Raw genomic sequence first — 20,199 nt, forward strand, 5'->3', positions numbered from 1 at the left:
ACACCACCCACTCTGTCGGATTGCCGAGCGCGGATGGTACGCAGCCCCCGAGACGTTCAACGCGGCGCCTGCAGCCAGTGCACGCTGAAGTGCTGGCGCTCGTCGCACCACACCGGGCCCGGCTCGAAGCCCGCCTGCCGTGCGAGCCGCCGGAAGCCGTCGACTGTGAACTTGTGCGAGTTCTCGGTGTGCAGCGTCTCGCCCTCCGCGAGCACGAACGGTTCGCCGGCCAGGCGGACGGTTTGCGCGCGGCGGCTGACGAGGTGCATCTCGATGCGCTGCAGCCGCGGCTCGTAGAACGCGTAGTGCGCGAACTGCGCCGGGTCGAAGTCGGTGCCCAGTTCGTGGTTGGCGCGCACGAGCAGGTTGCGGTTGAAGGCGGCGGTGACGCCGGCGGCGTCGTTGTACGCGGCGTGCAGCACCGAGGGGTCCTTCACCAGGTCGACGCCCACGAGCAGCCCCCCGCCGCGCAGGAGCATGGCCGCCTGGCGCAGGAAGGTGAGCGCCTCGCCGTGCGCGAAGTTGCCGATCGACGAGCCCGGGAAGAAGCCAACCCGCCGCGCACCGGCGGGGCCGGCCGGCGCCGGCAGCGTGAACGGCTTCGTGAAGTCGGCGGCCAGCGGCTGCACGGCCAGGCCGGGGTGGTCGCGCTGCAGTGCCCGGGCGGCTGCATGCAGGTGCTCGGCGGAGATGTCGATCGGCACGAAGCGGCGCGGGCGGTCCAGCGCCGACAGCAGCAGCCGGATCTTCGTCGCGGAGCCGGCGCCGAACTCGACGACGTCGGCCTGCGGGCCGATCAGCGCCGCCATCTCGCCCGCGTGGCGGCCGAGCAGTGCCAGCTCGGTGCGCGTCGGGTAGTACTCCGGCAGCTCGCAGATGCGGTCGAACAGCGCCGAGCCGGCGGCGTCGTAGAAGAACTTCGGGGCGATGCGGTGCGGCCGCTCGGCCAGCGCGAGCCGCATCGCACGGTGGAAGTCGCACGCCGGCGCGTCCGCGGCCGTGGCCGGCGGGGTGGTCGACAGACAGGGATCCAGGTCTACATAGGCCATCGGTACTCCTTCATCCGAGGTCTCGGGCGAGCCGCAGCCCGCTGAACTGCCAGCGCGCGGCCGGCGGAAAGAAGTTGCGGTAGCTCAGGCGGGCGTGGCCCGGCGGCGTGGCACAGCTCGCGCCGCGCAGCACGAGCTGGCCGACCATGAACTTGCCGTTGTATTCGCTGGCCGCACCGCCCAGCGGCCGGAAGCCGGGATAGGGATCGTAGGCGGAACGTGTCCACTCCCAGACCTCGTGCAAGCCCTCGAACGCGCCGGCGTCCCCGGCCGCGCCGGGCGCGCGCGGATGCGGGTGCAGGTCGCCGCCGCCGGTGCGGCGCAGCACGGCGCCGGCATGGCGCATCGCATGCTCCCACTCGAACTCGGTCGGCAGGCGTGCCCCGGCCCAGGCCGCGTAGGCCGCCGCTTCGTAGAAGCTCAGGTGGCACACCGGCTCGGCGGGCTGCAGCGGCTGCAGGCCGAACAGCGTGAAGACCTGGGGCTGGGCGGTCTCCACCTCGTGCCAGCCCGGCGGTGCGAGCCAGCCCGCCGTTTGCGCGGCCGCCCAGCCGTCGGACAGCCACCAGCGTGGATCGCGGTAGCCCCCGTCCCGAACAAACTGGAGGTACTCGCCGCAGCTCACCGGCCGGCTCGCCAGTTCGAACGGGTGCAGCAGCACGGCATGGCGGGGGCCCTCGTTGTCGAAGGCGAAGCCATCGTGCACGGGATGGCCGATGTCGGCGCGTGCGCCGTCGAAGGCCAGCCAGCGCAGGGCGGAGGCCTGCGGGGCCGCCGGCCGCGCCGCAGCAGGCGGCGCCGGCAGGTAGGCCGGGTGCAGCGGGTTGGCCGACAGCAGGTGCTTCAGGTCGGTGAGCATCAGCTCCTGGTGCTGCTGTTCGTGGTGCAGCCCCAGCTCGACCGCCTGCAGCGCGCCGGGCCCCGCGTGCGGCAGGAAGGCGAGCATGGCCTCGTCGACCGCCTGGCGGTAGCGCAGCACCTCGGCCTGCGTGGGCCGGGTCAGCAGGCCGCGCTGGGGGCGCGGGTGCCGCGGTCCGAGGGCTTCGTAGTAGGAATTGAAGAGGTACCCATAACGCGGGTCGACGGGGCGGTAGCCGGGCGCGTCGGGCTGCAGCACCAGGGTCTCGAAGAACCAGGTGGTGTGGGCCAGGTGCCACTTGGTCGGGCTGGCGTCCGGCATCGACTGCACGCACTGGTCTTCGGGCGACAGCGGCTCGGCCAGCGCAAGGGAATGGCGACGCACGGCGGCGTAGCGGCGCGCCAGCTCGGCGGCCGCAGGTACAGCGGCGGCCGTGGCGCCCAGGGCGGCAGGGTTTTCAGGGTGGGGCGGCGTCGGCACGGCGGTCTCCACGGTGGGGGGGTGGGCGGAACGAGGCAACGCGCATGCCCAGGGCCGGCGGTCAGGCGGGCGGCGAGAACTTGCCCGCCTCGTCGCAGGTGCGCAGCCGCGCGGCCAGCGCGTCGATGAACACGCGGGTCTTGGCCGGCATCAGTCGCCGGCCGGGAAACACGGCCCACGCGGTGCTGGCGGGCAGGCACCAGTCGGGCAGCACGCGAACCAGTGCGCCGCGGCGCACCGCGTCCTCGGCCATGAAGTCGCCGATGGCGGTGATGCCGGCGCCCGCGCAGGCCAGGCGCATCAGCAGGTCGGGCAGGTTGGCGACGGTGCGCCGCTGCGGCACGCCCTGCCATTGCTGCTGGCTGCCGTCGGCGGCGGTGCGGGTCAGCGCCCACGGCATCGGTTCGCCCGCCCGGGAGAGGATCAGCAGCCCGTCCAGCGACGACAGCACCTCGGGCGACTGCGGATCGCCGTGGGCGCTCAGGTACGAGGGCGCCGCGTACAGGCCCGTGCTGAAGACCGCGAGCTGCCGCGCGGCGAGCTGGCTGTCGTCGGACAGCTCGCCCATGCGCACGGCGAGGTCGAAGCTCTCGCCGATGAGGTCGACGCGGCGCGGCGAGAGGTCGAGCTGCAGGGTGATCGCGCGGTGCCGCTGGATGAACTCGCCCAGCATCTCGGCCATCACCACGTTGGCGAAGTCCGCCGGCATCGACACCCGCAGCGTCCCGCTGGGCAGGGCCTGGCGGTGCAGGGCCAGCGCCAGCGTGCCGTCGACCTCTTCGGCGATGGCACGCGCGTGGTCGAGCACGCCCTGGCCGAACTCGGTGATCACCAGCTTGCGCGTCGTGCGCTGCAGCAGCCGCTCGCCGAGCCGGCGCTCCAGCTCGGCGATGCGGCGGGAGACGGTCGACTTCGGCAGGCGCACGCGTTCGGCCGCGCGGCTGAAGCTGCCGCTGTCGGCCACCCGAGCGAACAGCAACAGGTCGTCGGCGTGCAGGCTCGGGCTGATTGTTGCGCTCATGGAACGATGTTATCCGGATGGACCTCTAGTGGTACGGCATTCGGGCCAATACATTGACTGCACCCCCACGCACTTTGCGGCAACCTCTTACCCCCGGAGCCTCTCCATGAACATCCTGCAAGTCAATTCCAGCGCCCGCCAGGCCGCCCACTCCTCGAAGCTGGCCGCCGAACTCGTCGACCGTGTCGCGGCCGCGAACGGCGGCGCCCGCGTCGTGCTGCGCGACCTGACCACGCAGCCCCACCCGGTGCTGGACGAAGCCGCGCTGGGCGCCCTGTTCACCCCCGCCGAGCAGCGCAGCGCCGAGCAGGCCGCTCGCGTGGCGCTGGACGACACCCTGATCGCCGAGATCCAGGCCGCCGACGTGGTGGTGCTGGGCGTGCCGATGTACAACTTCGCGATTCCCGCGCAGCTGAAGAACTGGATCGACGCCATCGCCCGCGCCCGCGTGACCTTCCAGTACACGGCCAACGGCCCCGAAGGCCTGCTGAAGAACAAGAAGGTCTACGTCGTGCTGACCCGCGGTGGCGTCTACCGCGACCAGCCTTCCGACACCCAGGTGCCGTACCTGCGCACGGTGCTGGCCTTCCTGGGCATGACCGACGTCAGCTTCATCTACGCGGAAGGCATCGCGATGGGCCCCGAGGCCGAGGCCGCCGCGCTGGCGGCCGCCCGCTCGCAGATCGCCGGCCTGCTCGAAGACACGGCGGTCGCGGCCTGAGACCGCCCGCACCCCACCCCCACCAGGAGTTCCTGCCATGACCTCAGCCCTTCTCGACCGGGACGACCGCACGCACGACGTCGCGCACGCGCGCACGGTGGAGCGGCTGGTCGCCGGCACCCCGACCAGCGACGGCGCCGGCGTCAAGCTGACCCGTGTGCTGACGCAGCCGCTGCAGCGCCGGCTCGATCCCTACCTGATGCTCGACGCGTTCGGCACCGACGACCCCGACGACTACATCGCCGGGTTTCCCGATCACCCGCATCGCGGCTTCGAGACGGTGACCTACATGATCGCCGGCCGCCTGCGCCACCGTGACAGCGCCGGCCACGAAGGCTTGCTGGGCGACGGTGGCGTGCAGTGGATGACGGCCGGCCGCGGCGTGATCCATAGCGAGCTGCCGGAGCAGCAGGACGGGCGCATGGAAGGGTTCCAGCTGTGGCTGAACCTGCCGGCCAAGGACAAGCTGCGCGACCCGGCGTACCGTGACATCCCGAGCGCGGAGATCCCCGAGTTCGAGCGCGGCGGCGTCCGGGCGCGCGTGATCGCCGGCGAAAGCCACGGCGTGCGCGGCGCGGTGCAGCGCAGCGACACGCTGCCGCTTTACCTCGACCTGCACCTCGCGCCCGGCGCCACCTTCGCGCAACGCCTGCCGAGCGAGCACAACGCGTTTGTCTACGTGTACCGCGGCAGCCTGCGCATCGGCGCCACGGCCGTGCCGGTGCAGCGGATGGCGATCCTCGCGAACACGCCCGGCAGCGACGGCGTGGTGCTGCAGGCGGGCGACGAGGCGACGCGCGCGCTGCTGATCGCCGGCCGGCCCCTCAACGAGCCGATCGCCCAGTACGGCCCGTTCGTCATGAACAGCAACGACGAGATCTTCCAGGCGGTGGAAGACTTCCGCGCCGGCCGCCTGGCCTGAGCCCTGCATCGCGCCCGTGGCGTGCAACGCCGCGCGGCGTTGTCCGACACGGGCTTGCGCCGGACCGGGCGAGCATTGCCACATGGGCTCGTTCCGCCGTCTTTCGCTGTTCGCTGCCACGCTGTGCAGCGCCTTCCTGCTCCAGGCCTGCGCGGCGCTGCCGCCGTTGCCGCCCCGCACCGCCAGCCGGGCGATCGATCCCGGCACACCCTCGCCGCTGGCCCAGCGTGTGGCGGCCGAGCGGGCGGGCGTATCGCCGCAGCATTCGGGGGTGAGGCTGCTGGCCGGGGGCGAAGAGGCGCTGGCCACGCTGATCGCGCTGGCGGATCAGGCGGAACACACGCTGGACCTGCAGTACTACGCGGTCCTGAACGAGGCCAGCTCCCGCGCCCTGCTGCAACGTGTGCGCGCCGCGGCGGAGCGCGGGGTGCGCGTGCGGCTGCTGATCGACGACTTCAACACCTCGGGCACCGACGATGCGCTGCTGCGGCTGACCCGGCATCCGAAGATCGAGGTGCGGCTGTACAACCCGCTGCCGGCGGGCCGCTTCTCCATCGTGACCCGGGTCATGGCTTCGCTGCACGACATCGGCCGCATCAACAGCCGCATGCACAACAAGCAGCTGGTGGCCGACAACGCGCTGGCGGTGACGGGCGGGCGCAACCTCGGCGACGCCTACTTCCTGCAGGCCGCCGAGGCCAACTTCGTCGACCTCGACGTGCTGGTCGCGGGCCCGGTGGTGCAGCAGCTCTCGGCCACCTTCGACCGCTACTGGAACAGCGAGCTGGCGTACCCGGCCGACACGATCATCCCGGCCAGCGCCGCGGCGTCCGAACCGCAGGCCTCGGCGCCCTCCGCGTTGCCGCAGGCCCGGGCCCAGGCGCCGGCGGCCGGCCGGACCGCCCGGGAAGACCCGGCGCCCGCCGCCAGCGCGCCGCCCTTGCCGCCGGCCGCCTCGGTGCCGCTCGACGCGCCGTCGGGCCTGGCGCCCGAGACCGTCGCCCGGCTGCGCGAGCAGGTCGACCAGCAGCGCAAGGCGCCGCTGAAGCTGCAGTGGATGCCGGCCCGGCTCTGGGCCGACCGGCCGTCGAAGTCGCTGCAGCAGGGCACGCCATCCCCCGACGAGATCATGTTCGACGACTTCACCGGGCTGATGCGCTCGGCACGCAGCGAGGTGTTCCTGATCACGCCGTACTTCGTGCCCGGGCAGGGCGGCATGGCGCTGATCCGCGACATGCGCGCCCGCGGCGTGCGGGTGCGCATCCTCACCGCGTCGCTGGCCGGCACCGATGCGCCGGCCGTGCACATCGGCTACAGCCGCTACCGCGAGGGGCTGCTCGCGATGGGCGTGGAACTGTTCGAGCTGCGCGCCGAACCCGGCGGCCCGCAGCCGCCGCGCTGGGGCGGCGTCCACTCGCGCACCAACCTGCACGCCAAGGCGATGCTGGTCGATGGGCGCACGGTCGTGGTGGGGTCGATGAACTTCGATCCGCGGTCCGAGAACCTCAACACCGAGATGGGCCTCGTGATGCGCAGCCCCGCGCTCGCGAAGCAGCTCGAGGGCCTGCTGGCCGACATCATGCGCACCGGCGCCTACCGGCTCGACCTGGATGGCGAGGGCCGTGGCCTGCGCTGGACGCTGACGGACGAGCAGGGCGGGCGCAGCGTGTCCACGCGCGAACCCGACGTGTCGATGCTCAAGCTGCTCGGGCTGAAGCTGATCAGCCCGCTGGCGCCCGAAGAGATGCTCTGAGCCCGCCGCCGCGGCGGGTCAGCCGAAGACGTCGATTGGCTTGAACGGATCGAAGCCTTCCGCCTCGCCCTTGTGCTCGAGCCCGCGGGCCTGGCACACGACGCGCGTGCTGCGGCCGCCGGCACCCGGCACCCGGTAGTCGTGGCGGCAGTGCAGGTGGCCGTGCAGCCAGAGGTCGGCCCGGGGGATCAGCGCGTCGTCCGCGTTGCAGAAGCTGGCGCTGCCCGGCTGCTTGCCGTAGCGCGGATCGAGGCTGCGCGCACTGGGCGCGAAGTGCGTCACGGCCACCGTGGCATCCCAGGCTCCGTCGGCCGGGGCCGCGAGCGTGGCCGCCAGCCAGTCCCGGCACGCCAGCGCCTCTTCACGCACCGCCGCAGCGTCGAACGGCTGGCCGCCGCGGGTCGCGCGCATCACGCGCTGGAAATACTCGCCTGCCCGCAGGGCGCGGTCGCGCTGCGCGGGGCCGAACAGGTCGAAGTCGCACCACCGCACCGTGCCGGCGAAGCGCACGCGGCGCCCGTCAGGGCCGGCCAGCACGCAGGTCTCGCGTTCCAGCAGCGTCATGCCGAGCCGGGCGCAGCATTCGCGCAGGCCGTCCAGCGCGTCCTGCAGCTCGCGGCCGTCGAACTCGTGGTTGCCTGGCACGAAGACGACCGGCACCGGCCAGCCCGCGAAGCGATCGAGCGCCTGCCAGCGGCTGTCGATGTCGCCGGCGAGCACCAGGACGTCGGCGCCCGGCGCGGGCACCGGGTCGAAGGCCTCGGTCTCCAGGTGCAGATCCGACAGCAGTTGCAGGCGCATGCCGTGCGGCCTCCGCTCAACCGCGCCCGTGGCACTGCTTGAATTTGCGCCCGCTGCCGCAGGGGCAGGGATCGTTGCGGCCGACTTTCGGCTCCTCGCGGCGCACGGTGTCGACGTGGAAGCGCTGCTTGCTGGTCAGGTCCCACAGCTCCATCACGGTGGCGACCAGGTCCTCGATGGCCTCGTCGACCGTGGCCAGCGGGTGGTCGCGTTCGAGCGTCTCGTTGAGTTCGCGGTCCTCGTCCGTCTCGGCGGGCAGGTGGCGGTACAGCCGCGCGAGCGCCAGCGCGATGGCATCGTCGGCGACGTCGAACAGCGCGGGGAAGCGCTCGAGCGCCCAGTGGAAGCCCGCCACCCACGGCATCAGCGTGCGCGAGGCCTCGGATTGCACCGGGTCGTATTCGCTGGCCGGCGCGGCGCGGTCCAGGTCGACCACCAGCGGGTCGAACCAGCCGTCTTCGGCGAGCGCCGCATTGAGCGCGGCGTACCGCCGCTCGATCAGCGTCTCGCAGCGTGCGAGCCAGGCCGGGTCGACACCCTCCGGCAAGCGGCCGGTTTCCAGGTCGAAGATCGGCGGCAGCCATTCGGCCTTGGGGACGACGCGGGGCTGCACCAGCACGCCGCAGAGGTAGCCGTCGAGCATGATGGCGTCGAGCGGCTCGGCGGGCTCGGGGGTCTGGGTCAGCAGGGTGTCGAGCTCGTCCAGCTCGTCGTCGGTGAGGTCGAGTTTCATCGTTGCATTGTCGCCAAGCGAGGAGGGCGCCGCGGGCGCCGAAAAAACAAAGCCCGGCGCCGGGGAGCACCGGGCCGGGCTGCAGGCGCGCGCGAGGCGCGCCGCGAAGGGGGCCGGGCGTCAGGCGGCCAGCCGCCGCTCCAGGCGCTGCTTGGTGGCCGTCAGGGCCTCGGGCAGGTGGTAGGCGAGCTTGTCGAACAGCTCTGCATGCAGCGCCAGTTCCTGCTGCCAGGCGCTCGCGTCGATGCCGATCACGCTCTGGAACTGTGCCGGCGTGAACGCCAGCCCGTTCCAGCTGAGGTCTTCGTAGCGCGGGCTGATGCCGAACACGTGCTCCTCGCCGTTGGCCTGGCCGTCGACGCGCTCCAGGATCCACTTCAGCACGCGCATGTTCTCGCCGTAGCCCGGCCACACGAACTTGCCGTCGGCGCCCTTGCGGAACCAGTTGACACAGAAGATGCCCGGCAGCTTGGCGCCCGAGGCCTGCAGCTTGGCGCCCAGGTCGAGCCAGTGCTGGAAGTAGTCGCTCATGTTGTAGCCCATGAACGGCAGCATCGCGAACGGATCGCGCCGCACCACGCCCTGCTGGCCGGCGGCCGCGGCGGTGGTTTCGGAGCCCATGGTGGCCGCCATGTAGACGCCGTCGACCCAGTCGCGCGCCTCGGTGACCAGCGGCACGGTGGTGGAACGGCGGCCGCCGAAGATGAACGCGTCGATCGGGACGCCGGCGGGGTTGTCCCATTCAGGGTCCAGCACCGGGTTGTTGGTCGCGGCGACCGTGAAGCGGGCGTTCGGATGCGCGGCCGGCCGCAGCTTGCCGTCGGCCTGCTTGGCGGTGTCGGGCGTCCAGTCGCGGCCCTGCCAGTCGACCAGGTGCGCCGGCGGCGTGTCGGTCATGCCTTCCCACCACACGTCGCCGTCGTCGGTCAGCGCGACGTTGGTGAAGATCACGTCGCGCTGGAGCGACGCCATGCAGTTCGGGTTGGTCTTGTCGTTGGTGCCCGGGGCCACGCCGAAGTAGCCGGCTTCGGGGTTGATGGCGTACAGGCGCCCGTCCTGGCCGGGCTTGATCCAGGCGATGTCGTCGCCGATGGTGGTGACCTTCCAGCCTTCGAAGCCGGCCGGCGGGATCAGCATCGCGAAATTGGTCTTGCCGCAGGCGCTCGGGAAGGCGGCGGCGACGTGGCGCTTGACGCCTTGCGGGCTGGTCACGCCCAGCACCAGCATGTGCTCGGCCAGCCAGCCCTCGTCGCGGCCCATGGTGGAGGCGATGCGCAGGGCGAAGCACTTCTTGCCCAGCAGCGCGTTGCCGCCGTAGCCGGAGCCGTAGCTCCAGATCTCGCGGGTCTCGGGGTAGTGGACGATGTACTTCGTCGGGTTGCAGGGCCAGGCGACGTCCTTCTGGCCCGCCTCGAGCGGTGCGCCGACGGTGTGCACGCACGGCACGTACTCGCCGTCGGTGCCCAGCACGTCGAGCACGGCGCGGCCCATGCGCGTCATCAGTCGCATGTTGACCGCCACGTAGGGGCTGTCGGAGAGCTCGACGCCGATGTGGGCGATCGGCGAGCCCAGCGGGCCCATCGAGAACGGCACCACGTACAGCGTGCGGCCCTTCATCGCGCCCTTGAACAGCGCTTTGTCGCCGGTCTGCAGCAGCTCGCGCATCTCGGCGGGGGCCGTCCAGTTGTTGGTCGGGCCGGCGTCTTCCTTCTGCTGGCTGCAGATGAAGGTGCGGTCTTCGACGCGGGCGACGTCGCTGGGGTCGCTCCAGGCGAGGTAGCTGTTGGGGCGCAGCTCGGGGTTGAGCTTGCGGAACGTGCCCGCCGCGACGAGTTGTTCACACAGGCGGTTGTATTCGGCCTCCGAGCCGTCGCACCAGTAGACGTCGGCGGCCTGCGTCAGCGCGGCGATCTCGGCGACCCAGGCCACCAGCCGGTCGTGTTTGACGTAGGCCGGTACGTTGAGGCGCAGGCCTCCCAGGGCGGGACTGTTCATGGCTTCTCCAATCGGGGGATGACTAAAGCGGAATGGGGCCAGCCTCGCGGCTCCACGAAGGGGGTCGGGGCTCGCCGCATGCCGCGGCGGAAAACGGGTGCTGGATGAACAGGGAGGCACGCGTGGGCCGAAAGTTTCATCGAGGTACAGCGGATCACGCCGGCCTCTTCGCAGCATCCCGCAGGGGATTGTCATTCGAGTGTAATCCTGCGGTAACCACGCCAATCGGGGAGGTTATGCACAAAAGGAATAGATGCATGCCACAGACGGGCACCGTGGAACACGTGAACATCGGCCGCGCCGTACCCTTGCAGGTGGCGGGGCGCGCGGTACTCAGCGCCTTCCGCAAGCAATCGGCCGAGGGGCCGGTCGACGTGGACTGGCGGGGCCTGCGGGGTGACGAGCAGGCCGATGCCTCGGTGCACGGCGGTATGGCCAAGGCCGTGTACGCCTACCCTGCCGAGCACTACCCGTTCTGGCAGACGGTGCGGGCACAGGCCCGGGCCGCGCTGTGGGACGACGCGCCGCTGCCGGGGCTGCTCGGCGAGAACCTCACGCTGCGAGGCGTGCTCGAGTCCGACGTGTGGATCGGCGACCTGCTGCGCCTGCCCGGCTGCACGCTGGCGGTCAGCGAACCGAGGCTGCCCTGCGCGAAGCTCGGCGCGGCCCTGGGTTTCTCCCAGGCCGGCAAGCTGATGACGCAGTCGGGCTACTGCGGTTTCTATCTGGCGGTCCGGGAGCCCGGCACGGTGGCGGCCGGCGACCGCTTCGAGCTGTGTCCCGGGCCGCGTGAAGTCTCGATCGCCGAGGTGTTCCGCAGCCGCCGCGGCGGCGCGCGCTGATCAGGCCAACACGCCGCGCGCCGCGCGCCGCCGGTAGAGGGGGCCGGTCAACAGCAGCACGGCGATGTAGCGCACGACGTGGAAGGCCGTGACCACCGGCACCCCCAGCTGCAGCACCTTGGCGGTGATGCACATCTCGGCGATCCCGCCGGGCGAGGTGCCCAGCAGCACGGTCGCCCAGTGCAGCGCCGTCCCCTCGATGCGCACGAGTTGCGCCAGCAGCCACGCGAAGCCGGCGGACGCCGCGATCATCGCCAGCGTGCCGAGCGCCACGGCGCCGAGCCAGCGCGGGGCCGTGCGCAGAAAGCTGCGCGAGAAGCGGGTGCCCAGCGCGATGCCGATGAACAGCTGGCCGCCGTTGCTGATCCAGCGCGGCAGGGCCGACAGCTCCACCCCCGCGCCACTCAGCGCCGCGGCCACTGCCAGCGAGCCCAGCACCCAAGGATTGGGCAGGCCCAGCCGACGCACCACCAGGCTGCCCGCCGCTGTCGCCAGGGCGAGCAGCGCCAGCCCGCCCGGACGAACTTCGTGCAGGGCCAGGGGCGTCGTGTCCAGCCCGTGCAGCCCCGCGGCCTGGTAGCCGAAGGGGATCACCAGGACCACCAGCAGCACGCGCAGCGAATGGGCCGCAGCGACCATGTCGATCCGCCCGCCGTGCCGTTCGGCCAGCGCCGCCATCTCGGACGCCCCGCCGATCGCCGCCGCGAAATGCGCTGTGGCTGCGTCGACGCCTGGCATCGCGCGCCGCAGCATGGCCGCGAACAACGCCCCGATCAGCAGCGCCCAGGCCACGCCCGCCAGCAGCGCGGGCGCCAGCGGCGTGAGCAGCGCCAGCACCTGCGGCGTGAAGTACAGGCCCAGCGCGGTGCCGATCGCCCACTGCCCTGCGTTGCGCAGCGGCGCGGCGGTGCGCAGCGGCACACCGGCCATGCAGCCGGCCGCCGTGGCGAGCAGCGGGCCGATCATCCAGGGCAGCGGCGTGCCCAGCCGCTCGCACGCCCAGGCGGCCGCCATGGCCAGCACCAGCGTGGTGCCGAGCCAGGCCAGCCGGCGGGCATCCGGGACGGTGCTGCCGGCGGTGGTCACGGCGTGCGCTTATGCGGGCTGCGCATCGAGCGTGGGGTAGTCGGTGTAGCCCTTGGCGCCGCCGCCGTACAACGTCGCCGGATCGATGGGGTTGAGCGGGGCGTTCTCGCGCAGGCGGCGGCCGAGGTCGGGATTGGCGATGATGGGCTTGCCGAACGCGACCAGGTCCGCCCGGCCGCTGGCGACCGCATCGAGCGCCATGTCGCGGTCGTAGCCGTTGTTGACCATCCAGGCGCCCGGGAAGCGGCTGCGCAGGGCCTGGTAGTCGAACGGCGCCACGTCGCGCGGCCCGCCCGTCTGGCCTTCGATCACATGGACGTAGGCCAGCCCCAGCGGCGCGATCTGCTCGACCGCATGGTTGAACAATGCCTGGGCGTCGCTGTCCTGGCCGGCGTCGTTGACCGGCGTGACCGGCGACAGGCGCAAGCCCGTGCGCCCCGCGCCGATCTCCGCGGTCACCGCCCGCAGCACGTCCAGCAGCAGCCGCACGCGCTGCGGGATGGCGCCGCCATAGGCGTCGGTACGGTCGTTGATGCTGTCGCGCAGGAACTGCTCGATCAGGTAGCCGTTGGCGCCGTGCACCTCGACGCCGTCGGATCCGGCGTCCATCGCGCAGCGCGCTGCGTGGCGGTAGGCCTCGACGATGCCGGGGATCTCGTCGGTGCGCAGCGCGCGGGGCGCCGACACCTGCTCGAAGCCCTTGGCGGTGTAGGTTTTGCCGTTCGCCGCGCGGGCCGTGGACGACACCGGCGGCTGGCCGTCCGGCAGCAGCGACACGTGCGAGATGCGGCCCACGTGCCACAGCTGGACGACGATGCGGCCGCCGCGGGCGTGCACCGCATCGGTCACGGCGCGCCAGGCGGCCACCTGGGCCGGGCTGTGGATGCCGGGCGTGTCGAGGTAGCCCTGGCCTTCGGGCATGATCTGCGCGGCCTCGGTGATGATCAGGCCGGCACCGGTCTCGGGGTTGGCGCGTTGTGCGTAGTACTCGACCGTCAGCGCATTGGGCAGCTGGCCGGGCGCGCGGTTGCGTGTCAGCGGGGCCATCACGATGCGGTTGGCGAGCGCGATGTCGCCGATGCGAACGGGGTCGAAGAGCGTGGGCATGGGTGTTCTGGAGGAAGGGTGAGCGGAAAGGGTCCGCAGCCTACGCAAAACGCCTCAACCTTGCTGGCGACGGACGAGTCCGATCCATGCTAGTTACAGTGCACACATGCTCGCCTACCGACACGCCTTCCACGCCGGCAACCATGCCGACGTCCTCAAGCACCTGGTGCTGGCCCAAGTGCTGCGCTACATGGGCGAGAAGGACAAGCCCTACACGCTGGTCGATACGCACGCCGGGGCCGGCGGCTACTCGCTGGCCGGCCGCTATGCGCAAAAGCGCGGCGAGTTCGAGACGGGCATCGCCAAGCTGTGGGACCACCCCGGCCTGCCGGCGCCGCTGGCCGACTATGTGGCGCTGGTGCGCCAGTTCAACGGCGGCGGCGCGCTCGAGCAATACCCCGGATCGCCCGGCATCGCGCAGATGCTGCTGCGGCCGACCGACCGCGTCAGCCTGTACGAGCTGCATCCCACCGATCAGCGCATCCTGGAGACCTTCCTCGGCCACCGGCCGCACACGCGGGTGCAGATGAGCGACGGCTTTGCCGCGCTGCAGAAGGAGCTGCCGCCGCCCTCGCGCCGCGGCGCGGTGCTGATCGACCCTTCGTACGAGCTCAAGACCGACTACGGCAAGGTCGTGACCGCGGTGCGCGAATGCCTGCAGCGCTTCGCCCAGGGCACCGTGATGGTCTGGTATCCGCAGGTGCAGATCGTCGAGGCGGCGCAGCTGCCCAAGCGCCTGATCGCGGCCGCGAAGGACGCGCCCAAGGGCTGGCTGCACGTCTCGCTGCACGTGCACCGCGGTGAGGGCGACGGCTTCGGCCTGCATGGCAGCGGGATGTTCGTGATCAACCCGCCGTTCGTGCTGCACGACACGCTGGCGGCGGTGATGCCGCTGCTCGTCGAACTGCTGGGCCAGTACGAGGGTGCGCGCTTCACGCTCGACCAGCACCTCGGCCGCGGCTGACGCCGCCGCCGGCCTCAGACCAGCACTTCGACGCAGCCGGGATGCCCGAGGAAGTTCTGCGGGCTGGCGCTGGCGCCATAGGCGCCCGACTGGAACACCACCGCCAGATCGCCTGGCTGGGCGACCGGCAGTTCCATGCGGTCGGCCAGCAGGTCGAGCGGCGTGCACAGCGGGCCGACCACCGAGGCCGGCTCGCGGTCGGCGGCGTCGGCGCGCGTGCCGATCGTGACCGGGTAGTTCTTGCGCACCACCTGGCCGAAGTTGCCGGACGCCGACAGGTGGTGGTGCAGGCCGCCGTCCGTCACCAGGAACACCTGGCCGCGTGAGACCTTGCGGTCGATCACTCGCGCGACGTAGACGCCCGCCTCGCCGACGAAGTAGCGGCCCAGCTCGATCACCAGCGACGCCTGCGGCATCTCGCGCGAGGCGCGCTCGGCCAGCGATGCGAGGTTGTCGCCGATGGGGGCCAGGTCCAGGCGCTGTTCGCCCGGGAAGTAGGGGATGCCGAAGCCGCCGCCGAGGTTGAGGAACTTCACCGGCCCCGGGGCGATCGCCGCCAGGCGCAGCGCCAGGTCGTAGGATTTCTGCTGCGCCTCGCAGATCGACTCGGCGCGCAGGTTCTGCGAACCGGCGAACAGGTGGAAGCCCTCGAACGCCAGCTGCGCCCCGGCGATCTCGGCCATCAGGCCGGGCAGCTGCTCGACGTCGACGCCGAACTGCTTCGGGCCGCCGCCCATCTTCATGCCGGAGCCCTTGAGCTCGAAGTCGGGGTTGACGCGCACCGCCACCCGCGCCGGCACGCCGAGCGACTGCGTGATGCCGGCCAGCAGCTTCACCTCGCGCAGCGACTCGAGGTTGATCAGCACGCGCGACGCCACGGCCCGGCGCAGTTCGGCCTCGGTCTTGCCGGGCCCGGCGAAGCTCACCTCGGCGGGATCGGCGCCGGCATCGAGTGCGATCTTCAGTTCGCCCGCCGAGGCCACGTCGATGCCATCCACCAGCGCGGCCATGAAGGCGACCAGCGCGGGCATCGGGTTGGCCTTCATCGCGTAGTGCAGCTTCACCGAGGCCGGCAGCGCCTGCCGCAGCTCGGCGACACGCTGGCGCAGCAGGCCCCGGTCGTAGGCGTAGAAGGGCGTCTGGCCGACCCGCTCGGCCAGCAGGCCGAGCCGTTCGCCGCCGACGACCAGCTCGCCGTCGCGCACCGCGAACTGGTGCATCGGCGCATGTTCCGGCGTCCGGCGTGCGGGTGTGGCGGTGGATTCCGTCATGGCGCGGCCCTTCCCGTCAGGCCTGCGCGGCGGGCGCCGTGCCGCGCCCGATGCCGACGTACTCGAGCCCGAAGGCCTTCATCAGCGCGGGCTCGTAGAGGTTGCGGCCGTCGAAGACCACGGGCTGCTTCAGCGTGGCCTTGATCATCTCGAAGTCCGGGTTGCGGAACTCCTTCCACTCCGTGACGATCAGCAGCGCGTCCGCGCCCTGCAGCGCCGCCGCCTGGCTGTCGACGAACTCCACCCCCGCCACGCCCTCCAGCACTCGCCGCGCCTCGGGCATCGCCACCGGGTCGTAGGCGCGGATGGCCGCGCCGCGCTTGACCAGCTCGGCGATGACCACCCGGCTCGGCGCCTCGCGCATGTCGTCGGTGTTGGGCTTGAACGCCAGGCCCCACAGCGCCAGGGTGCGGCCCGTGAGGTCCTCGCCGAAGCGCTTGACCACCCGCTCGACCAGCACGTGCTTCTGCCGCTCGTTGGCTTCTTCCACCGCGTTGAGCACGCCCAGGTCCAGGCCGTTGTCCTCGCCGATGCGGATCAGCGCCTTGACGTCCTTGGGGAAGCACGAGCCGCCGTAGCCCGCGCCGGCGTACAGGAAGTGCGTGCCGATGCGCGGGTCGCTGCCGATGCCCTTGCGCACCAGCTCGATGTCCGCGCCCACCCGCTCGGCCAGCAGCGCGAGCTCGTTCATGAAGCTGATGCGGGTGGCCAGCATCGCGTTGGCGGCGTACTTGGTGAACTCGGCGCTGCGCACGTCCATCACGATCAGCTTGTCGTGGTTGCGCATGAAGGGGGCGTAGACCGCGCGCATCAGCAGGCTGGCGCGCTCGTCGTCGGAGCCCACCACCACCCGGTCCGGGCGCATGAAGTCGTCGATGGCCGCGCCTTCCTTGAGGAACTCGGGGTTGCTCACCACCGCGAAGTCCATCGGCACGCCGCGCTCGGCCAGCGCAGCCGCCACGGTGGCGCGGACCTTGTCGGCGGTGCCCACGGGCACGGTGCTCTTGTCGACGATGACCTTGTAGTCGGTCATGTGGCGGCCGATGTTCGCCGCGGCCGCCAGCACGTACTGCAGGTCGGCCGAGCCGTCCTCGTCGGGCGGGGTGCCCACGCCGATGAACTGCAGCGTGCCGTGCGCCACCGCGGCCTGCGCGTCGGTGGTGAACGCCAGCCGCCCGGCCGCGGCATTGCGCTGCACCAGCGCGTCCAGCCCCGGCTCGTGGATCGGGATCTCCCCGCGCTGCAGCATCGCGATCTTGCGCGTGTCCACGTCCAGGCACACCACGTGGTTGCCCATTTCCGCCAGGCACGCGCCCGTGACCAGGCCGACATAGCCGGCGCCTACTACTGTGATTTTCATTGCCGAGACCTTTTCGAGATCGAGCGCTGGATTGCAGCGCAGGATTCTGCCTGCGGCCGGTGACGCGCCCGGTTCAAAAACGCGACGGGCCGCACGCATGCACGAAAATCGCATTCATCGTCGGCGCTCGTCACTCCACCACCCATGAAGATCCTGCTCACCGGCGCGGCCGGGTTCATCGGCGCGCACGTGGCGCGCCTGTTGCTCGAGCGCGGCGACACGGTTGTCGGCCTGGACAACCTCAACCCCTATTACGACCCCCGGCTGAAGAAGGACCGCCTGGCCACGCTGGCCGGGCATGCGGGCTTCCGTTTCGAGCAGATGGACGTGGCCGACCGCGCCCGCATGCCGGCGCTCTTCGCGCGAGAACGGTTCGACCAGGTGGTGCACCTGGCGGCACAGGCCGGCGTGCGGCATTCGCTGGTCGACCCGCATGCCTACGTGGACAGCAACCTCGTGGGCTTCATGAACGTGCTCGAAGGCTGCCGGCACCACGGCGTGGGGCACCTGGTCTACGCATCGAGCTCCAGCGTGTATGGCGGCAACACCGAGATGCCGTTTTCCGAGCACCAGGGCGTCGACCACCCGGTGAGCCTGTACGCCGCGACCAAGAAGGCCAACGAGCTGATGGCGCACACCTACAGCCACCTTTTTTCGCTGCCGACCACGGGCCTGCGGTTCTTCACCGTGTACGGGCCCTGGGGCCGGCCCGACATGGCGCTGTTCCTGTTCACGCGTGCCATCCTGGCCGGCGAGCCGATCCAGGTCTTCAACCACGGCCGCATGGTGCGCGACTTCACCTACATCGACGACATCGCGCAGGGCGTCGTCAAGACGCTGGACCGCCCGCCCGCCGCCGACCCGGCCTACGACCGCGCGCAAGCCGATCCGGCCTCAAGCCACGCGCCCTACCGCGTCTTCAACATCGGCAACCATCGCCCCGTGCCGCTGATGGACTTCATCGCGGCGATCGAACGCCACACCGGCAGGACGGCGTTCAAGCAACTGCGCGACATCCAGCCCGGCGACGTGCCGGCCACCTATGCCGACGTGTCCGAGCTGGAGGCCTGGACCGGCTTCGCGCCGCACACCTCGATCGACGACGGGATCGGCCGCTTCGTCGCCTGGTACCGCGGCTACTACGGGGTGTGAGGCGCGGCGTTCAGGCCTGCGCCTGCCGTTCGACCCAGGCCGTGGCCAGCAGCTTGCGGTCGATCTTGCCGTTGGGGTTGCGCGGCAGCGGGCCGGCCATGCCCTCGATGCCGGCAGGCACCATGTAGGCGGGCATGCGCTGCCGGCATTGCGCAAGCAGGGCCTGCAGGTCCACCGCGGCGCTGCCGTCGGTCGCGGTCGCGATCACCTGGATGGCCTGGCCCCACGCAGGATGGTCGACGCCGAAGGCCACGCATTCGCCGACCAGCTTCGTGGCGTAGAGCACCTCCTCGACCTCGGTCGGGCTCACGCGGTAGCCGGACGTCTTGATCATCTCGTCGCGCCGGCCGACGAAATACAGGAAGCCTTCGGCATCCCTGCGCACCGTGTCGCCCGAGAACACGGCGTACTCCGGCAGCTGCAGGCCCGCCTCGCGTCCGCCGATGCCGGGCGCCAGCAGCTTGTAGCGCTCGGCGGTTTTCTCGGGGTCGTTCCAGTACCCCTGGCCGACGAGCGCACCGCGGTGCACCAGCTCGCCGGGCTCGTCGGGGGCGCATTCGGTGCCATCCTCGCGCAGCACCAGGATCTCCGCGTTCGGAATCGCCTTGCCGATCGAATCGGGCCGGCGGTCGACCTCCTCCGGCGGGAGGTAGGTGGAGCGGAAGGCCTCGGTCAGGCCGTACATCAGGAAGGGCTTCGCGGAGGGCACGCGTTGCCTGAGCGCTGTCAGGGTCTCGCGCGGCATGCGTCCGCCGGTGTTGGCGAAGTAGCGCAGATGTCGGTCGATGGCCTCGGGCCATTCCAGCTGCGCCAGCTGGATGTAGAGCGGGGGTACCGCGGTGAGGCCGGTCACCTGCTCGCGCTCCATGGCCTTGAGCACATCGCGCGGCAGCAGGTAGTTCAGCAACACCACCCGCGCACCCGCGTGGAAGGCCGTGGTGAGCTGGCTGAAGCCGGCGTCGAAGCTCAACGGCAACGCGGCCAGCAGCGTGTCGTGGGGGCCGTTCTCCAGATACGACGCGACGCTCTTCGCGCCCGCCACCATGTTGCGATGGCTGAGCACCACGCCCTTGGGTTTGCCGGTGGAGCCGCTCGTGTACAGGATGGCGGCGATGTCGGTGTCGATCACCCGGTGCCCGGCTTGCGCGGGTGCGGCGAGCAGCTCGGACCAGCGGGTCTGCGCCGCCCCGCCTTCGGGCGCGGCCGCCGCCGTGGCGGCGCCGGTGACGACGACATGCCGCACGCCCGGGCACTGGGCCAGCGTCGGGCCCAGCAACGCCAGGCGATCGGGCGAGGTGATGAGCACCCGGACGTCGCAGTCGCGCAGGATGAAGCCGACCTGTTCCGGCTTGAGCAGCGGATTCAGAGGCACGAACACCGCGCCGGCCAAGCCGCAGCCGAAGCTGGCCACCACCGTTTCGACGCGCTTCTCGAGGTAGATGCCGACGCGTTCGCCGCGCTGGAGGCCCAGGTGCATCAGGCCGCTGCAAAAACCGTCGAGCAAGTCGCTCAACGCCGCGTAGCCGATGGATTCGGCGCCATGCACGAGGGCGGGTGCCTGGGGCTGGCGGTGCGCGCAGACGCGCACGAAATCAGGGAGGAGCGTAGCGTCGCGCATGCGGGGGGGTCGGCGGCAAAAGCTCCGCGTCCGGGGCTGGGGTCCTTCGGGCGGAGCGGAGCACAGGAGGAGGACGGTCGGAAAAAGTATGTCACACCAAGGCCGGGCGGCGCGGTAGTTGCGCGGCCGCGACAGGCCCTGCGCCTCCCCTAGAATCCGCGGCTTCCTGACCAGCCCACGTGGAAGCCCTCATGAACGTCGAACGGGAAGTCCTGCAGCTCCTGGACGAAGTACTCAGCCTCGACGGCCGCAGCGCTGGTTTCGGCCGCGACACGCCGCTGCTGGGTGCCATCCCCGAACTCGACTCGATGGCCGTGGTGTCGCTCATCACCGGACTCGAAGAGCGCTTCGGCATCGTGGTCGACGATGACGAGATCAGCGGCGATACCTTCGCCAGTGTCGGCACGCTGATCGACTTCGTCGGCGCCAAGATCGCCGCCTGACAGAAGCCGGTCGCTTCATGGC

General features: G+C 71.3%; 18 protein-coding genes. 7 read left to right on the forward strand and 11 right to left on the reverse strand.

What is annotated here, in order from left to right; genetic code table 11:
- Window positions 1–56: 56 nt before the first annotated feature.
- The 3 genes from egtD to V4F39_RS23175 form a co-directional block, all read right to left on the reverse strand.
- Window positions 57–1,049: an L-histidine N(alpha)-methyltransferase gene (gene egtD, locus V4F39_RS23165; RefSeq protein WP_378235116.1), complete on the reverse strand. Its 993-nt coding sequence runs from the start codon at window positions 1,047–1,049 to the stop codon at window positions 57–59.
- Between the two features lie 10 nt (window positions 1,050–1,059).
- A complete protein-coding gene (gene egtB / locus V4F39_RS23170; protein WP_332292532.1) occupies window positions 1,060–2,352 on the reverse strand; it encodes an ergothioneine biosynthesis protein EgtB in 1,293 nt (430 codons plus the stop codon).
- 97 nt (window positions 2,353–2,449) lie between these two features.
- Complete coding sequence (locus V4F39_RS23175) at window positions 2,450–3,409, reverse strand: LysR family transcriptional regulator (RefSeq protein ID WP_332292426.1); 960 nt, start codon at window positions 3,407–3,409, stop codon at window positions 2,450–2,452.
- Between the two features lie 106 nt (window positions 3,410–3,515).
- Here V4F39_RS23175 and V4F39_RS23180 point away from each other — a divergent pair, with 106 nt between their 5' ends.
- From V4F39_RS23180 to V4F39_RS23190, 3 genes are all read left to right on the forward strand, one after another.
- The gene (locus V4F39_RS23180) at window positions 3,516–4,130 is read left to right on the forward strand and encodes an FMN-dependent NADH-azoreductase (protein ID WP_332292427.1); all 615 of its coding nucleotides are present in this window, start codon (window positions 3,516–3,518) and stop codon (window positions 4,128–4,130) included.
- 37 nt (window positions 4,131–4,167) lie between these two features.
- Window positions 4,168–5,052: a pirin family protein gene (locus V4F39_RS23185; RefSeq protein WP_332292428.1), complete on the forward strand. Its 885-nt coding sequence runs from the start codon at window positions 4,168–4,170 to the stop codon at window positions 5,050–5,052.
- An 82-nt stretch (window positions 5,053–5,134) separates the two neighbouring features.
- On the forward strand, window positions 5,135–6,805 hold the full coding sequence (locus tag V4F39_RS23190; RefSeq protein WP_332292429.1) for a phospholipase D-like domain-containing protein: 1,671 nt from the start codon (window positions 5,135–5,137) through the stop codon (window positions 6,803–6,805).
- Window positions 6,806–6,823: 18 nt separating this feature from the next.
- Here the strand turns inward: V4F39_RS23190 and V4F39_RS23195 are convergent, their stop codons facing one another.
- From V4F39_RS23195 to V4F39_RS23205, 3 genes are all read right to left on the reverse strand, one after another.
- The gene (locus V4F39_RS23195) at window positions 6,824–7,606 is read right to left on the reverse strand and encodes a metallophosphoesterase (RefSeq protein WP_332292430.1); all 783 of its coding nucleotides are present in this window, start codon (window positions 7,604–7,606) and stop codon (window positions 6,824–6,826) included.
- A 16-nt stretch (window positions 7,607–7,622) separates the two neighbouring features.
- Window positions 7,623–8,339 carry a UPF0149 family protein gene (locus V4F39_RS23200; protein WP_332292432.1) on the reverse strand — a complete coding sequence of 239 codons (717 nt, stop codon included), beginning with the start codon at window positions 8,337–8,339 and terminating at the stop codon, window positions 7,623–7,625.
- A 120-nt stretch (window positions 8,340–8,459) separates the two neighbouring features.
- Complete coding sequence (locus V4F39_RS23205; protein ID WP_332292433.1) at window positions 8,460–10,334, reverse strand: phosphoenolpyruvate carboxykinase (GTP); 1,875 nt, start codon at window positions 10,332–10,334, stop codon at window positions 8,460–8,462.
- A 257-nt stretch (window positions 10,335–10,591) separates the two neighbouring features.
- On the opposite strand from V4F39_RS23205, the gene V4F39_RS23210 reads away from it, so the two are divergent.
- Window positions 10,592–11,176 carry an MOSC domain-containing protein gene (locus V4F39_RS23210; protein ID WP_332292434.1) on the forward strand — a complete coding sequence of 195 codons (585 nt, stop codon included), beginning with the start codon at window positions 10,592–10,594 and terminating at the stop codon, window positions 11,174–11,176.
- On the opposite strand, the gene V4F39_RS23215 is transcribed toward V4F39_RS23210, so the two are convergent.
- Together V4F39_RS23215 and V4F39_RS23220 are read right to left on the reverse strand one after the other, a co-directional pair.
- On the reverse strand, window positions 11,177–12,262 hold the full coding sequence (locus V4F39_RS23215) for an AbrB family transcriptional regulator (RefSeq protein WP_378235117.1): 1,086 nt from the start codon (window positions 12,260–12,262) through the stop codon (window positions 11,177–11,179).
- 9 nt (window positions 12,263–12,271) lie between these two features.
- Complete coding sequence (locus V4F39_RS23220; RefSeq protein ID WP_332292435.1) at window positions 12,272–13,369, reverse strand: alkene reductase; 1,098 nt, start codon at window positions 13,367–13,369, stop codon at window positions 12,272–12,274.
- Between the two features lie 106 nt (window positions 13,370–13,475).
- Here V4F39_RS23220 and V4F39_RS23225 point away from each other — a divergent pair, with 106 nt between their 5' ends.
- On the forward strand, window positions 13,476–14,333 hold the full coding sequence (locus V4F39_RS23225; RefSeq protein WP_332292437.1) for a 23S rRNA (adenine(2030)-N(6))-methyltransferase RlmJ: 858 nt from the start codon (window positions 13,476–13,478) through the stop codon (window positions 14,331–14,333).
- Between the two features lie 14 nt (window positions 14,334–14,347).
- Here V4F39_RS23225 and V4F39_RS23230 read toward each other — a convergent pair whose 3' ends face one another.
- On the reverse strand, window positions 14,348–15,604 hold the full coding sequence (locus V4F39_RS23230; RefSeq protein WP_332292439.1) for a pyridoxal-dependent decarboxylase, exosortase A system-associated: 1,257 nt from the start codon (window positions 15,602–15,604) through the stop codon (window positions 14,348–14,350).
- A gap of 16 nt (window positions 15,605–15,620) precedes the next feature.
- Window positions 15,621–16,964, reverse strand: a complete 1,344-nt coding sequence (locus tag V4F39_RS23235; protein WP_332292440.1) for a UDP-glucose dehydrogenase family protein — start codon at window positions 16,962–16,964, stop codon at window positions 15,621–15,623.
- A 144-nt stretch (window positions 16,965–17,108) separates the two neighbouring features.
- On the opposite strand from V4F39_RS23235, the gene V4F39_RS23240 reads away from it, so the two are divergent.
- The gene (locus V4F39_RS23240) at window positions 17,109–18,116 is read left to right on the forward strand and encodes an NAD-dependent epimerase (protein ID WP_332292441.1); all 1,008 of its coding nucleotides are present in this window, start codon (window positions 17,109–17,111) and stop codon (window positions 18,114–18,116) included.
- A 10-nt stretch (window positions 18,117–18,126) separates the two neighbouring features.
- Here the strand turns inward: V4F39_RS23240 and V4F39_RS23245 are convergent, their stop codons facing one another.
- Window positions 18,127–19,734 (reverse strand): acyl-CoA ligase (AMP-forming), exosortase A system-associated, encoded by a 1,608-nt coding sequence (locus tag V4F39_RS23245; RefSeq protein WP_332292442.1) that lies wholly within the window; start codon window positions 19,732–19,734, stop codon window positions 18,127–18,129.
- A 191-nt stretch (window positions 19,735–19,925) separates the two neighbouring features.
- Between V4F39_RS23245 and V4F39_RS23250 the strand changes: the two genes are divergently transcribed.
- Window positions 19,926–20,177, forward strand: coding sequence for an acyl carrier protein (locus tag V4F39_RS23250; RefSeq protein WP_332292443.1), 252 nt, complete (start codon window positions 19,926–19,928; stop codon window positions 20,175–20,177).
- Window positions 20,178–20,199 lie beyond the last annotated feature (22 nt).

This window comes from Aquincola agrisoli (assembly GCF_036621135.1).
Taxonomy (GTDB): Bacteria; Pseudomonadota; Gammaproteobacteria; order Burkholderiales; family Burkholderiaceae_C; genus Aquincola; species Aquincola agrisoli.

What these genes read in the sequence shown, in the direction of transcription:
- V4F39_RS23240 (WP_332292441.1), top strand. Translation starts at nt 17,109, where the DNA reads ATGAAGATCCTGCTCACCGGCGCGGCCGGGTTCATCGGCGCGCACGTG.
- V4F39_RS23195 (WP_332292430.1), bottom strand. Translation starts at nt 7,606, where the DNA reads ATGCGCCTGCAACTGCTGTCGGATCTGCACCTGGAGACCGAGGCCTTC.
- V4F39_RS23235 (WP_332292440.1), bottom strand. Translation starts at nt 16,964, where the DNA reads ATGAAAATCACAGTAGTAGGCGCCGGCTATGTCGGCCTGGTCACGGGC.
- egtD (WP_378235116.1), bottom strand. Translation starts at nt 1,049, where the DNA reads ATGGCCTATGTAGACCTGGATCCCTGTCTGTCGACCACCCCGCCGGCC.
- V4F39_RS23185 (WP_332292428.1), top strand. Translation starts at nt 4,168, where the DNA reads ATGACCTCAGCCCTTCTCGACCGGGACGACCGCACGCACGACGTCGCG.
- V4F39_RS23225 (WP_332292437.1), top strand. Translation starts at nt 13,476, where the DNA reads ATGCTCGCCTACCGACACGCCTTCCACGCCGGCAACCATGCCGACGTC.
- V4F39_RS23180 (WP_332292427.1), top strand. Translation starts at nt 3,516, where the DNA reads ATGAACATCCTGCAAGTCAATTCCAGCGCCCGCCAGGCCGCCCACTCC.
- V4F39_RS23245 (WP_332292442.1), bottom strand. Translation starts at nt 19,734, where the DNA reads ATGCGCGACGCTACGCTCCTCCCTGATTTCGTGCGCGTCTGCGCGCAC.
- V4F39_RS23190 (WP_332292429.1), top strand. Translation starts at nt 5,135, where the DNA reads ATGGGCTCGTTCCGCCGTCTTTCGCTGTTCGCTGCCACGCTGTGCAGC.
- V4F39_RS23250 (WP_332292443.1), top strand. Translation starts at nt 19,926, where the DNA reads ATGAACGTCGAACGGGAAGTCCTGCAGCTCCTGGACGAAGTACTCAGC.
- V4F39_RS23210 (WP_332292434.1), top strand. Translation starts at nt 10,592, where the DNA reads ATGCCACAGACGGGCACCGTGGAACACGTGAACATCGGCCGCGCCGTA.
- V4F39_RS23200 (WP_332292432.1), bottom strand. Translation starts at nt 8,339, where the DNA reads ATGAAACTCGACCTCACCGACGACGAGCTGGACGAGCTCGACACCCTG.
- V4F39_RS23220 (WP_332292435.1), bottom strand. Translation starts at nt 13,369, where the DNA reads ATGCCCACGCTCTTCGACCCCGTTCGCATCGGCGACATCGCGCTCGCC.
- V4F39_RS23230 (WP_332292439.1), bottom strand. Translation starts at nt 15,604, where the DNA reads ATGACGGAATCCACCGCCACACCCGCACGCCGGACGCCGGAACATGCG.
- V4F39_RS23205 (WP_332292433.1), bottom strand. Translation starts at nt 10,334, where the DNA reads ATGAACAGTCCCGCCCTGGGAGGCCTGCGCCTCAACGTACCGGCCTAC.
- V4F39_RS23175 (WP_332292426.1), bottom strand. Translation starts at nt 3,409, where the DNA reads ATGAGCGCAACAATCAGCCCGAGCCTGCACGCCGACGACCTGTTGCTG.